We start from the raw sequence: 13,700 nt of genomic DNA on the forward strand, positions 1-13,700 counted from the left end.
GACCACCTTGGCCGCGCCGAACCCGCCCGAACCCGCTAGTTCGTGCCGATCTTCGCCAGCAGGTCCACGATCCGGCCCTGCACCTCTTCGCTGGTGGAGCGCTCCGCCAGGAACAGGACGCTCTCGCCCGCGGCGAGCTTCGGCAGCTCCGTCTCGTCGACGGCCGCGGTGTAGACGACCAGCGGCGTGCGGTTCAACTGGCCGTTCGCGCGCAGCCAGTCGACGATCCCGGCCCTGCGGCGGCGTACCTGCAGCAGGTCCATCACCACGAGGTTCGGCCGCATCTGCGCCGCGAGAGTCACCGCGTCCGCATCGCTCTCGGCCCGTGCGACCTGCATGCCGCGCCGCTCCAGCGTGGCCGTCAGGGCGAGCGCGATCTCCTCGTGCTCCTCGATGAGCAGGACGCGCGAGGGGTGCTGCTCGCTGTCGCGCGGCGCAAGGGCCTTCAGGAGTACGGCGGGATCGGCGCCGTACGCCGCCTCGCGCGTCGCCTGGCCGAGCCCGGCCGTCACGAGGACGGGCACCTCGGCCGCCACGGCCGCCTGGCGCAGCGACTGCAGCGCCGTGCGCGTGATCGGCCCGGTCAGCGGGTCCACGAACAGCGCCGCGGGGAACGCCGCGATCTGTGCGTCGACCTCCTCGCGCGAATGCACGATCACCGGGCGGTAGCCGCGGTCGCTCAGCGCCTGCTGCGTGGTGACGTCCGGCGCGGGCCACACCAGGAGACGGCGCGGGTTGTCCAGCGGCTCGGGCGGCAGTTCGTCGTCCATCGGCTGGGGCTGCGGCCGGTTCGCGACCTCCACGGCGCCGCCGGGTCCGTCGAGCGGCTCCGGGCCCTCGTCGGCGTCCTCGTCCGGCGCGCCGATCGCGTACGACCGGCCCGCGCCCTCGGTGACCGACGCGATGCGGGACTGGGGGTGCGCCGGGGTGTGCGGCTGGGGCTGCGGGTGCGGGCGCGCCGAGGTCTCGGGACGCTCGTCGGCCGCGGGGTCGGGCGGCGTGGCCAGCCTGCGCCGACGCCCGGAGCCACCGAGTGTCTGGGACTGGGACTGGGGCTGCGACTGCTGCTGTCCGGTGGTGGTGCCCTCCGGTGCGGGCATCGGGCCCGCCGCGGCGGCCGGTGACGCCTGCTGCTGCGCACCGGTCTCCCCGGGCTGGGAAGCCGACGGGGTCTGCGGGGTTTGCGGGGACTGCGGGTTCTGCGGTGCTTGTGGGGGCAGCGGGGACTGCGGAATGCGTGCGTTCCGCGGCGGTTGTTGCTGCTGCTGTCGACCCTGGCCCTGGCCCTGACCCTGGCCCGGTGCGGCGCCGCCGCCCTGCGCGGCCTGCTGCTCGGCGATCTGCTGGCCGAACGGCACGCCCTGCCCGAGCGTACGCACGCTGATCGCGCGCCCCTGCGTCGAGTTGGGGTCGCCGGGCGCGGCCTCGGCGGGCAGCGGCTGGGCCGCCCGTGCCTGCGCACCGCGCTCGGGCGGGAGCGCGGCGCCTCTGCCCGGCGTCGGGACGCCCTGAGCCGGAGTACCGGCGGAGTGCTGGGTGCCCTGGGCGGGCACGCCGCCGGGCGGCGTGGTGCCCTCGGGCCACGGCTGCGGCGCGGGCAGCGGACCGGACTCGGCGGCCGGGGGAGCCACCTGCTCGCCCTGCCCGGCCTGATCCGCCCGCTCCCCGGCCCCAGGAACCGCCTGACGGGAACGGCGCCCCGTCGGAGCCTGCGTCGGGTGCGGCTGCGGCGGGGTGTGGTCGTCGTCCCCGCGGCCGGTCGCGCCGTGGCCCTGGGCGGCCGCGGCGTCCTCCGCAGGGGTGCGGTCGGCCGCGGCGGGCGGCAGCGCGAACACGCGTCCGTTGTTCGCCTCCTCCGCCTCGGCCCGCTCCTTGGCGGCGGCCAGCGCGCGCCGCGCACGCCGTCCCGCGGGCCGCGCGGCGTCACCGTGTCCGGCCTCCACCGCGGCGAGCTCGGCGCCGGGTGCGGCACCGGACGGCTCCGACGGGCCCGAAGCCAGCGCAGGCAACGCGTGCTGCTCACCGGCGCGCCGGGCACGCCGTTCCGTCGCCCCGCCGGGGACGGGCACGCCCTGCGGCGGCACCGTCTCGCCCAACGCGGCGGATCCGGCCGCGTGTTCCGCCGCCGTCATCACGGCACCCTCGGCGGCACTCGGCCGACCGCGCCGCCGCCCCGTCCCGCCACTGGCAGCGCCACCCGGCGTCTCCGGAGCCGGAGCCTGCGCCGTCACACCGGGACCGCCCGCCCGCGGGCCGACCAGATCCGTGGCCACGGCACCGCCCAGGCTCTCCGGAGAGGCCTCCGCCGCACGCCGTCCCCTGCGCCGCCCCGTACCGCTCGGCGGAGCGCCCTCACCGGCACCAGCACCGGAACCGGCACCAGCACCGGCCTCGCCCGTCTCCGCGCCACCGGACGCGGACGACGCACCGCCCGAAGAGTCCGCCGCTCCCGCAACAGCACTGTCCAAGAAGGAGTCCACCGAGGAACGCCGGGCCCGCCGACGCCCGCCGCCCGCCGGACCCGACGCCTGCTCGGGCACCACGACCGACCCACCGAGAGCAGGAACGGCGGAAACCGAAGGAGCAGCCTCTGAAGGCCCAGCCTCTGAAGGCCCAGCCTCTGAAAGACCGGCCTCTGAAAGACCGGCCTCCGGAGACACCGCCCCGATCGGCACCTCAAGCACATACGCACTGCCGCCCATGCCCGGCACCTCATGCGTCTGCAGCACGCCTCCGTGTGCCCGCACGATGCCCCGCACGATCGGCTCGTGCACCGGGTCCCCCCCGGCGTAAGGCCCCCGCACCTCGATGCGGACGACCTCGCCGCGCTGGGCCGCGGCGACGACGATGGTCGAGTCCACATAGCCACCGGCGACCACCGGTTCGACACCCGCGCGCGCGTTGCCGGTCGCGTCGATGCCCGCCACGTCCGCGACGAGGTGGGCGACCGCGGTGGCGAGCCGCTCCGCGTCGACCACGAGCGCTATCGGCGGCGCGTGCACCGCGAACTGGGCGCGGCCGGGCCCGATCAGCTCGACCGCGCCCTCCACGCCCGCGGCGACGACCGCGTCGAGCATGACCGGCGTACGGGAGAGCTGTTCGTCGCCCGCGTCGAGCCGCTGGTAGCCGAGGACGTTGTCGACGAGCGTGGTCATCCGGGCGTACCCGGCCGACAGGTGGTGCAGGACCTGGTTGGCTTCGGGCCACAGCTGTCCGGCGTCGTCCGAGGCGAGCGCGGCCAGCTCGCGGCGCAGCTCGTCCAGGGGCCCGCGCAGCGACGAGCCGAGGACGGCGAGCAGCTGCTCGTGCCGCGCGGCCAGCGTCTCGTACCGGGACTTCTCGCGTTCGGCGAGCTCTTCGAAGCGGTCCTTCTCGCGCTCGGCCAGCGCCGCGTACCGCTCCTGTTCGGCGGCGAGCTCCTCGGCCCGCTGCTCCTCGGCCGCCTTGATCTCGGCGGCGCGCTCCTCGGCGGCGGCGCGGATCTCCTCGGCGTGCCGCTCCAGGACGGCCTCGTGCTTCTCGGCCAGCTCGTCGTAGGGCCTGCGGTCGGTGAAGGTCATCACCGCGCCGACCAGTTGGTCACCGTCGCGCACCGGCGACGTCGTCAGGTCGACCGGCACCCTGGCGCCGCTCTTGGACCACAGGACCTGCCCGCGCACCCGATGCTTGCGCCCGGAGCGCAGGGTGTCGGCGAGCGGGGACTCCTCGTACGGGAACGGCTCGCCGTCGGCGCGCGAGTGCAGGACCAGCGGGTGCAGTTCCTGCCCGCCGAGGTCGCTCGCCCTGAAGCCCAGTATCTGGGCGGCGGCCGGGTTGACCAGGACGACGCGTCCGTCGGTGTCCGTGCCGACGACGCCCTCGGCCGCGGCCCGCAGGATCATCTCGGTCTGCCGCTGCGAACGCGCCAGCTCGGCCTCGGTGTCCACGGTGCCCGAAAGGTCGCGTACAACGAGCATCAGCAGCTCGTCGCCCGTGTATCCGTGGTGGTCGTAGGCGTCCCTGCCGTCCTCCAGCGGGGAGCTCGTGACCTCGACGGGGAACTCGAAGCCGTCCGTGCGCCGGGCGGTCATCCGGGTGGGCTTGGTGCGCCCGCGCTCGTCGATGGTGTCCGGGCGCCGCATGGACCCGGGGATGAGCCGGGAGTCGAACTCCGGCAGCAGGTCGAGCAGACCGCGCCCCACGAGCGCGGTGCCGGGCGTCTCGAACGCTTCCAGCGCGATCGCGTTGGCGTTCACGACCGTGCCGTTGGCGTTGACGAGGACCAGCGCATCAGGGAGCGCGTCGAGTATGGCTGCGAGGCGAGCAGCGCCTCGGGATGGCCTGCTGCTCACGACGACGCTTCCTCCCTGGTTACCGCTGCTTGCCGACTCGCTCGGGCCATCTTGCCCGCCGGCCCGTGGCGTGTCACGGGAGGGAGTCTACGGGGAGTGGTTGCGGGCGCGACGCCGGATGAGAGGGAGGTCGCACGCAGAAGATGTGAGTTTTCAGTACTGCCTGGTCACGCGGAGGTCGCGGGCAGCACCGGCACGAGACCGTCCCACCGCGAGATCTCGCAGCCGTTGCTGCGGTCGTACGTGGCGTCCACGGGGCGCCCCTGCCAGACGCCCGTGACGTGCGCGGTGGCGGGTCCGCCGTACTGCATCGTGCACATCGAGTCCTTGGGCACGGGCGCAAAAGGATCGGTTCCCCAGACGGTGACCTCGGTGAGCCGCTTGCACGCCGCCGCCGCGTCCGGGTGCGACCCGCCGGTCGGGTGGCAGTTCAGTTCGTACGTCCCGTCGCCCGCGCCTCCCGAGCCGGTGACCGTCACGGTGAGGCGGTCGGTGGGGGGCGCGGTGAGCGCCGTGGCCTGGGCGGTGGCGGGCACGGCGGACAGCGCGGCGACGGAGGCGACGGCGGTGAGGGCGAGACGACGCAGCATGTGGGCTCCATGGGTACGGCGGGACGGGTGGCTCTACCGCTCTAACGCCGTTCGCCCCGGGATGTTGCGGTGCGCAGTAACGCTTTGCCCTGCGGGCCGCGCGACTAGTACCGTTGGTGCCGCGATTGGTGACACACCGCCTGGCTGTGTCATCATCTGCACGCACCCCGCGCTCGCGCAGGTGTGCAAGCTGGAGGCGTCGCCTAGTCCGGTCTATGGCGCCGCACTGCTAATGCGGTTTGGGACTTAAATCCCATCGAGGGTTCAAATCCCTCCGCCTCCGCAGCTTGATCCGAAGCCCCGGTCCTTGTGGACCGGGGCTTCGGTGCGTCATGGGTCCCCTGGGCGGTGTTTTCGCAGCTCACAAGGGGTCCGACCAACGGATTTCACATGGCGGCGGCAGTCATGTAATGTTCTTCCTGTCGCCGCGAACGGGCCGAAGGGCCGGGAAGCGGAGACGAGAACAAAAGAAAAATCAAGCACTCGTAGCTTAACGGATAGAGCATCTGACTACGGATCAGAAGGTTGCAGGTTCGAATCCTGCCGAGTGCACAGCAGACCAGAGGCCCTGTGGAGAAATCCACAGGGCCTCTGGCTTTTTCTTCTGCACCACCCCCCCTCACCCGGCACGAGGAGCCGCTCAATGGAATGGCGTTGCGCGGGGCTCGGGTGGCCGGACGGGACGCCCGAGCTGCGGTGGGAGGGCGGGCGGCGCAGCGTCCTCGCGTACGGGCAGGACATCGGGTTCCGGGCCGTCGGAGAGCGGCGGTGCGTGGGTGCGCGGGGCAATCCGTGTCCGCTGCGGGCCGTCGTGCCGGGCCGGGCGACGCAGGCGCGCTGTCCGGAGTGCGCGCGCCTCGACCGGGCGTTCTCGGTGGCGGCGGACGGGGTGCCCGACGATCCGCGTACGTACCGGGTGTATCTCGCGTGGTTCGGGGCCGGACTGGTCAAGGTCGGGATCACGGCGGAGCAGCGGGGTGCCGTGCGGCTCCTTGAGCAGGGGGCGGTGGCGTTCTGCTGGCTGGGGCGCGGTCCTTTGATGGCGGCGCGGCGTACGGAGGAGCTGCTGCGGGCCGCGCTCGGGGTGCCGGACCGGGTGCCGTACGCACGCAAGCGCGGGGTCCGCGGGGCGCTGCCGGTGTGGGCGGAGCGGGAGCGGGAGCTGGCGGGGCTTCACGGGCGGGCCGTGGCGCTCGACGGGTGGGCCGAGGCGCTGGAGCGGGTGCCGTTCGAGGCCGTCGACCATGCGGGGGCGTTCGGGCTCGGCGCGCTCGGCGGCCCGGTGGCGGACGGGGTGGTGCGGGAGCTGGTCGACGGCGGGGCGGTCGCGGGGCGGCTGGTCGCCGCGGCGGGGCCCGATCTGCAGCTGGCGGTCGCGGACGGGGGCGTCCTGGTGGTCGATACGCGCGTGCTCGTGGGGTGGGCGCTGGTGGCGGCCGATGCGGGGGCGGGCGTGAGCGTGCCGGTGCTTGCCGTGGAGCCCGCGGGCGGCGGTGCCGAGCAGGACGGGCTTTTCTGACCGAATGGTCAAGTCCGCTCGACCGTTGGGCAAGAGATCGCCCGGAGGGGTGGACGCCGGTGCGGTGGGAGCCCGAGTGTGGCGACATGAGTGATCTAGCCACGGGTCCTGTCGGGCCCTTCGAACCGCCTTATTACTCCGTCATCTTCACCTCCGTGCGCACCGAGGACGACAACGGCTACGGGGAGACCTCCGACCGCATGGACGAGCTGGTCGCGGACGTGCCGGGGTTCCTCGGCACCGAGTCGGCCCGCACCCCGGGCGGCATCGGCATCACCGTCTCGTACTTCCGGGACGAGGAGTCCATCAAGGTCTGGCGGAGCAACCTGGAGCACCGCGCGGCCCAGCGGCGCGGACGCGAGGACTGGTACGAGAAGTACGTCTTGCACGTCGCCAAGGTCGAGAGGAGCCACGGGTTTGTGCGGGAGTAGCGGGAGCAGCGGGAGTAGCGGGACCGGTGGGATCGGTGAGGCCGCTGCGGTGCGGGGCTTCTGGGAGCGGCTCGGGCTTCCCGGGCTCATCGACGTACACACGCACTTCATGCCGGACCGCGTGCTGCGGAAGGTGTGGGCGTACTTCGACAACTACGGGGCGTCGGGCGCGGTGGAGTGGCCCATCACCTACCGGCACGAGGAGGAGCGGCGGGTCGCGCTGCTCGGGGAGTTCGGGGTGCGGGCCTTCACCTCGATGCTCTATCCGCACAAGGCGGGCATGGCGGAGTGGCTGAACGGGTGGTCCGCCGACTTCGCGCGGCGCACGCCCGGGTGTCTGCACACCGCGACGTTCTTCCCGGAGCCGGGTGTGGACAGGTACGTGCGGGAGGCCGTCGAGGCGGGGGCGCGGGTCTTCAAGTCCCATGTCCAGGTGGGCGGATACGACCCCAACGATCCGTTGCTCGAAGCGGTCTGGGGGCTTCTCGCCGAGGCCGGGGTGCCCGTCGTGATGCACTGCGGGTCCGGGCCCGAGCCCGGCAAGCACACCGGGCCCGAGCCGATCGAGCGGCTCCTCGCGCGGCATCCGCGGCTGCGGCTCGTGGTGGCGCACATGGGGATGCCCGAGTACGCCGAGTTCTTCGCGCTCGCGGAGCGGTACGGCGAGGTGCGCCTGGACACCACCATGACCTTCACCGACTTCAGCGAGCGGCTCATGCCGTTCCCGGCGGCGGAACTGGGGCGGCTCGCCGACCTGGGGGACCGGGTGCTGCTGGGGAGCGACTTCCCGAACATCCCGTACACCTACCTCCACCAGCTGGAGTCCCTGGAGCGGCTGGGGCTCGGGGACGCGTGGCTGCGCGGGGTGCTGTACGGGAACGCCTCCGGGGTGTTCGGCGTGCGGTAGGAGGACGGTCCCGGCCGCGGTTTCTCAGGGAATTCACAGGTTCGCGCAAGAGTGCTCTCAGGGGCGCCGCGCAGGGTGTGGTGCATGACCACGACCACGCCCCAGACGCGTACCGAACTGCTCAGGCCGGACGGGAGCCCCGTCCGTGTGCTCGTCGTGGACGACGAGGTGTCGCTCACCGAGCTGTTGTCCATGGCCCTGCGCTACGAGGGCTGGCAGATCCGCAGCGCGGGGGACGGCGCGGGCGCGGTGCGGGCCGCGCGCGCGTTCCGGCCGGACGCCGTGGTGCTCGACATGATGCTGCCCGACATGGACGGGCTCTCCGTGCTCGGCAGGCTGCGCAGGGAGATGCCGGACGTGCCCGTGCTGTTCCTGACCGCGAAGGACGCGGTCGAGGACCGCATAGCCGGGCTCACCGCGGGCGGCGACGACTACGTCACCAAGCCGTTCAGTCTGGAAGAGGTGGTGGCGCGGCTGCGCGGGCTCATCCGGCGGGCCGGCGCCGCCGACAAGCGCAGTGAGTCGACGCTGGTCGTGGGCGACCTGACCCTCGACGAGGACAGCCACGAGGTGACGCGGGGCGGGGACTCCATCCACCTGACCGCCACCGAGTTCGAGCTGCTGCGCTACCTCATGCGCAATCCGCGGCGCGTGCTCAGCAAGGCGCAGATCCTGGACCGGGTGTGGAACTACGACTTCGGCGGCCAGGCCAACGTCGTCGAGCTCTACATCTCGTACCTCCGCAGGAAGCTCGACGCGGGCCGGGAGCCGATGATCCACACGCGGCGCGGGGCGGGATACCTGATCAAGTCCGCGGTGCCCGTCCCCTCGTGAGACTCACCCTCCGCACGCGGCTCGTCCTCTCCGCCGTCGCGCTGATCGCCGTCGTGTGTGCGGTCATCGGCGTGGTGACGACCATCGCCCTCAAGTCCCATCTGTACGAGCAGTTGGACGGGGCGCTCGGCGGGGTCGCCCAGCGGGCTTCGGGGCCCGCCGTCGCGCCGGGGCCCGGCCCCGGGACGCGGGACGACCCGCTGGACTTCGTCACGCACGGCCCGCAGGAGATCGGGGCCGTCGGCGCCGAGGTGGGCCGGGACGGCACGCTCGGGCGCGCCCTCGTCAGCACGGAGGACGACGGCGGCGGCACGGTGCCGGACGCGACGGAGCTGGCCGCGGCGCAGCTGGCCGCGCTCGCCGACGTGCCGAGGGACGGGCAGGCGCACAACGTCGACGTCCCGGGGCTCGGCGAGTACCGCGTGCAGTACACGAGCGGGCACAAGGGCGACTTCCTCGTCGGACTGCCGACCGCCAAGGTGCAGAACACCCTCAACACGCTGATCGTCGTCGAGGTCTGCGTCACCGCGGCGGGCCTCGTCGCCGCCTCGCTCGCCGGGGCCGCCATGGTCGGCGTCGCGCTGCGCCCGCTGCGCAGGATCGCGAGCACCGCCACCCGGGTCGCCGAGCTCCCCCTGCACAGCGGCGAGGTGGCCCTGCACGAGCGCGCCCCCGACGCCGACCCGCGCACGGAGGTCGGGCAGGTGGGCGCCGCGCTCAACCGCATGCTCGACCACGTCCACTCCGCTCTGGACGCGCGCCAGCGCAGCGAGACACGGGTGCGCCAGTTCGTCGCGGACGCCAGCCACGAGCTGCGGACGCCGCTCGCATCCATCCGCGGATACGCCGAACTGACGCGCCGCGGACGTGAGTCGACCGGGCCCGACACCCGGCACGCGCTCGGCAGGATCGAGTCCGAGGCCGAGCGGATGACCGGCCTCGTCGAGGATCTGCTGCTGCTCGCGCGGCTCGACGCGGAGCAGCCGCTCTCGTACCGGAGCACTGATCTCGCACCGCTCGTCGTCGACGCCGTCAGCGACGCGCGGGCCGCCGGGCCCGACCACCACTGGCGCCTCGAACTCCCCGACGAGCCCGCCCTGGTCAGCGCCGACACCGCGCGCCTGCACCAGGTCGTCGTCAACCTCCTCGCCAACGCCCGCACCCACACCCCACCCGGCACGACGGTCACGGCCCGGGTGCGCGGGGACGGCCCCGGCGTCCGCCTGGAGGTCCAGGACGACGGCCCCGGCATTCCGGCCGGTCTCCTGCCCGCCGTCTTCGAACGGTTCGCCCGCGGGGACGCCTCCCGGTCGCGCCAGGCCGGTTCCACCGGCCTGGGTCTCGCGCTCGTCCGCGCCATCGTGACCGCGCACGGCGGCACGGTCACCGTCGAGAGCGTGCCGGGGCGCACGGTGTTCGTCGTCGCGCTCCCGGCGGCTTCTCCGGCGGCCTCCCCGGCGGCTTCTCCGGCGGCCGGAAGCACGCCGTCCGCCACCTCACAGCCGCACCACAGGCTCACCACACAGCCCTGACAGACCACTTGGCGAGTGTCGGCCGCATGCGAACCGACTCTTCCTCGGACGTCCTGCCGTCACGGGACCACCTCCCCGCCACCTGGCGCGACGTGCCCGTCCTGGACGTCGTGATCCCGGTCTTCAACGAGGAGAAGGACCTCGGGCCGTGCGTCCTGCGCCTGCACGACCACCTCACCCGCACCTTCCCCTACCCCTTCCGCATCACCGTCGCGGACAACGCGTCCACGGACCGCACCCCACAGGTCGCCGCCGAACTCACCGGCTCCGTGCGGGAGGTCCGGCACGTCCGGCTCGACCAGAAGGGCCGCGGCCGGGCGCTGCGCGCCGTCTGGTCCGCCTCCGACGCACCCGTCCTCGCCTATATGGACGTCGACCTCTCCACCGACCTGAACGCGCTGCTCCCGCTGGTCGCCCCGCTGATCTCCGGCCACTCGGACCTGGCGATCGGCTCGCGCCTCGCGCGCAGCTCGCGGGTGGTGCGCGGGCCCAAGCGGGAGTTCATCAGCCGCGCGTACAACCTCATCCTGCGCGGCTCCCTGCACGCCCGCTTCTCCGACGCCCAGTGCGGGTTCAAGGCGATCCGCGGCGACGTGGCGCGGGTGCTGCTGCCGCTGGTCGAGGACACGGGATGGTTCTTCGACACCGAGATGCTCGTCCTCGCCGAGCGCGCCGGGCTGCGCATCCACGAGGTGCCGGTCGACTGGGTCGACGATCCCGACTCCACGGTCCACCTGGTGCGGACGGCCACGGACGACCTCAAGGGCGTGTGGCGGGTGGGCCGCGCGCTCGCCGTCGGCGCGCTGCCGCTGGACCGGCTGGTCCGCCCCTTCGGCGACGACCCGCGCGACCGGCAGCTCACCGGCGTCCCCGGCGGCCTCGCCCGCCAGCTCGTCGGCTTCTGCGTGGTCGGCGCCCTCTCGACCCTCTTCTACCTCCTCCTCTACAGCGGCTTCCGTACGTTCACGGGGTCGCAGGCGGCCAACGCGCTCGCCCTCCTGGTGTCGGCGGTGGCCAACACGGCGGCGAACCGGAGGCTCACCTTCGGGGTGCGCGGCAGGGACCGGGCGGTCCGCCACCAGGCGCAGGGCCTCGTCGTCTTCGGCATCGGCCTCGCCCTGACCAGCGGCTCCCTCGCGGCGCTCGGCGCGGCATCGGGCGCCCCCGCGCACTCCACGGAGCTCGCGGTCCTGATCGCGGCGAACCTCGCGGCGACGGTGCTGCGGTTCCTGCTGCTGCGGGCGTGGGTGTTCCCGGACCGCCGTACCGACACAGCCGCTGTCCCCGCGTACGACATCACGCACGCGCTCGACTTCCAGAACTCCGACCCGAGGAACGCACGATGACGACCACCTCCCCCACACCGGCGCCGCTTCGGGCGGCTCCGGACGGGGCCGCGCACCGGCGTCCCGGCGCCCTGGCCGCCCGCCTGTGGCGCGGCCGCCCCGACGACCCCCGCTGGGCGCGCCCCGCGCTCCTCGGCCTGCTGCTGGCCACCGCGGTCCTCTACCTCTGGAACCTCAGCGCGTCCGGCTACGCCAATTCCTTCTACTCCGCGGCCGTCCAGGCGGGCAGCCGGAGCTGGCAGGCCCTCTTCTTCGGCTCGCTCGACGCGGGCAACGCGATCACCGTCGACAAGCCCCCGGCGTCGCTCTGGCCGATGGCTCTCTCCGTGCGCCTCTTCGGCCTCAACTCCTGGGCGGTGCTCGTTCCCCAGGTCCTGATGGGGGTTGCCACGGTCGGCGTGCTGTACGCGGCGGTGCGGCGGCGCTTCAGCGCGGCCGCGGGTCTGATCGCGGGCGCTGTCCTCGCGCTGACGCCCGTCGCCGCGCTGATGTTCCGCTTCAACAACCCGGACGCGCTGCTCGCGCTCCTGATGACGGTCACGGTGTACTGCGTCCTGCGTGCCCTGGAGCACGGCCGCACCAAGTGGCTGGTGTGGGCGGGCGTCGCGGTCGGTCTCGCCTTCCTCACCAAGACGCTGCAGGCGTTCCTGATCCTGCCGCCGCTCGCCGTCCTCTACGCGGTGTGCGCGCCGGTGCGGCTGCGCAGGCGCTTCGGCCAGCTCGCGGCGTCGGCGGGCGCGATGCTCGTCGCGGGCGGCTGGTGGGTGGCGATCGTCGAGCTGTGGCCCGCGTCCTCGCGCCCCTACATCGGCGGCTCGCAGCACAACTCCTTCCTGGAGCTGACCTTCGGCTACAACGGCCTCGGCCGCATCAACGGCGAGGAGACCGGCAGCGTGGGCGGCGGCGGCCCCCGCGGCGGTGGTGGCGGTGGCGGCGGCGGTCAGTGGGGCGAGACCGGCCTCGGCCGGATGTTCAACTCCGAGATCGGCAGCCAGATCTCCTGGCTGCTGCCCGCCGCGCTGATCCTCCTCGTGGCGGGCCTCGTCCTCACCCGCAAGTCGCGCCGCACGGACACCGCGCGGGCGGCGTTCGTGGCGTGGGGCGCCTCGCTCCTGACGACCGCGGCGGTCTTCAGCTTCATGGCGGGGATCTTCCACCAGTACTACACGGTGGCCCTGGCCCCCTACATCGCCGCGCTCGTCGGCATGGGCGCCACGGTCCTGTGGGAGGAGCGCGCCTCGCGGTGGGCGGGCGCGACGCTCGGGGTGACGGTCGCGGGCTCGGCGGTCTGGGCGTACGTGCTGCTGGGCAGGGTCTCGGACTACCTGCCGTGGCTGCGCTGGGCGGTGCTCGTCGGGGGCCTCGTCGGGGCGGTGGGCCTGCTGGCCGTGGGCCGCCTCGGCCGCCGTCTGGCGCTGGCCACGGTCGGCCTGGGCCTCGCGGCGTCCCTGGCGGGCCCGGTGGCGTACACCTTGTCGACGGTGGACAGCGCGCACACGGGCTCGATCGTGACGGCGGGTCCGGCTTCGGCGGGCGGCATGGGCGGCATGGGCGGGCCGCGGGGCGGTGGCGGCCCGGGCGGCCCCGGTGGTCCGGGCGGTGACGGTGGCGGGATGCGGCAGCCGGGCGGCGGCACCGCACAGCCTCCGGGCAACGGTCCGGGCAATGGTCCGGGCAATGTCCCTGGTGGCACGGGACAGGGCAACGGCCCCGGCACCACCCCCGGGCAGCAGGGGAAGGGCACCGCCCCCCAGGGCGGCGGCATGCGCGGCGGCAAGGGGGGCGGCATGGGCGGCCTCCTGAACGGTGCCCAGGTCTCCGCCAAGGCCAAGAAGCTCCTGGAGACGGACGCCGCCGACTACACATGGGCCGCGGCGGCCATCGGCTCCCAGAACGCCGCCAGCTACCAACTGGCCACCGGCGAACCGGTGATGGCGATCGGCGGCTTCAACGGCAGCGACCCGTCACCGACGCTCGCGCAGTTCAAGAAGTACGTGGCGGACGGCAAGGTCCACTACTTCATCGCGGGCGGCATGGGCGGCGGAGGCGGCGGCAGCAACGGCACCTCGTCCTCGATCACGTCGTGGGTCCAGTCCACGTACAAGAAGGTGACGGTGGGCAGCGCCACGTTCTACGACCTGACACAGCCGAAGAAGTAGTTCCGCCAAAATCCCTTGTACAGCGTACGGGAACTGCTCTACGGTGTACGT

At 73.5% G+C, this 13,700-nt stretch carries 9 protein-coding genes and 2 tRNA genes; 9 read left to right on the forward strand and 2 right to left on the reverse strand.

Annotated elements, in window-relative coordinates:
- Window positions 1-35: 35 nt before the first annotated feature.
- Together ABZV77_RS25950 and ABZV77_RS25955 are read right to left on the reverse strand one after the other, a co-directional pair.
- A complete protein-coding gene (locus ABZV77_RS25950; protein WP_356261294.1) occupies window positions 36-4,331 on the reverse strand; it encodes a PAS domain-containing protein in 4,296 nt (1,431 codons plus the stop codon).
- A 167-nt stretch (window positions 4,332-4,498) separates the two neighbouring features.
- Complete coding sequence (locus tag ABZV77_RS25955) at window positions 4,499-4,921, reverse strand: SSI family serine proteinase inhibitor (protein WP_356261297.1); 423 nt, start codon at window positions 4,919-4,921, stop codon at window positions 4,499-4,501.
- 192 nt (window positions 4,922-5,113) lie between these two features.
- On the opposite strand from ABZV77_RS25955, the gene ABZV77_RS25960 reads away from it, so the two are divergent.
- From ABZV77_RS25960 to ABZV77_RS26000, 9 genes are all read left to right on the forward strand, one after another.
- Window positions 5,114-5,204: transfer RNA gene (locus ABZV77_RS25960), tRNA-Ser, on the forward strand.
- Window positions 5,205-5,400: 196 nt separating this feature from the next.
- Window positions 5,401-5,473: transfer RNA gene (locus tag ABZV77_RS25965), tRNA-Arg, on the forward strand.
- A gap of 91 nt (window positions 5,474-5,564) precedes the next feature.
- On the forward strand, window positions 5,565-6,440 hold the full coding sequence (locus tag ABZV77_RS25970) for a DUF2797 domain-containing protein (protein ID WP_356261299.1): 876 nt from the start codon (window positions 5,565-5,567) through the stop codon (window positions 6,438-6,440).
- Window positions 6,441-6,526: 86 nt separating this feature from the next.
- The gene (locus tag ABZV77_RS25975) at window positions 6,527-6,871 is read left to right on the forward strand and encodes an antibiotic biosynthesis monooxygenase (protein ID WP_356261302.1); all 345 of its coding nucleotides are present in this window, start codon (window positions 6,527-6,529) and stop codon (window positions 6,869-6,871) included.
- Between the two features lie 31 nt (window positions 6,872-6,902).
- On the forward strand, window positions 6,903-7,778 hold the full coding sequence (locus ABZV77_RS25980; protein ID WP_356261629.1) for an amidohydrolase family protein: 876 nt from the start codon (window positions 6,903-6,905) through the stop codon (window positions 7,776-7,778).
- An 84-nt stretch (window positions 7,779-7,862) separates the two neighbouring features.
- The gene (locus tag ABZV77_RS25985; protein ID WP_356261305.1) at window positions 7,863-8,612 is read left to right on the forward strand and encodes a response regulator transcription factor; all 750 of its coding nucleotides are present in this window, start codon (window positions 7,863-7,865) and stop codon (window positions 8,610-8,612) included.
- On the forward strand, window positions 8,609-10,144 hold the full coding sequence (locus ABZV77_RS25990; protein ID WP_356261308.1) for a HAMP domain-containing sensor histidine kinase: 1,536 nt from the start codon (window positions 8,609-8,611) through the stop codon (window positions 10,142-10,144). The genes ABZV77_RS25985 and ABZV77_RS25990 overlap by 4 nt, the downstream gene beginning before the upstream one ends.
- Before the next feature lie 26 nt (window positions 10,145-10,170).
- Window positions 10,171-11,490 (forward strand): bifunctional glycosyltransferase family 2/GtrA family protein, encoded by a 1,320-nt coding sequence (locus ABZV77_RS25995; protein WP_356261311.1) that lies wholly within the window; start codon window positions 10,171-10,173, stop codon window positions 11,488-11,490.
- Window positions 11,487-13,649 carry a glycosyltransferase family 39 protein gene (locus ABZV77_RS26000; RefSeq protein WP_356261314.1) on the forward strand — a complete coding sequence of 721 codons (2,163 nt, stop codon included), beginning with the start codon at window positions 11,487-11,489 and terminating at the stop codon, window positions 13,647-13,649. The genes ABZV77_RS25995 and ABZV77_RS26000 overlap by 4 nt, the downstream gene beginning before the upstream one ends.
- The last annotated feature ends 51 nt before the right edge of the window (window positions 13,650-13,700 follow it).

It is taken from the genome of Streptomyces sp. NPDC004732, assembly GCF_040609235.1.
In the GTDB taxonomy this organism is placed as follows: domain Bacteria; phylum Actinomycetota; class Actinomycetes; order Streptomycetales; family Streptomycetaceae; genus Streptomyces.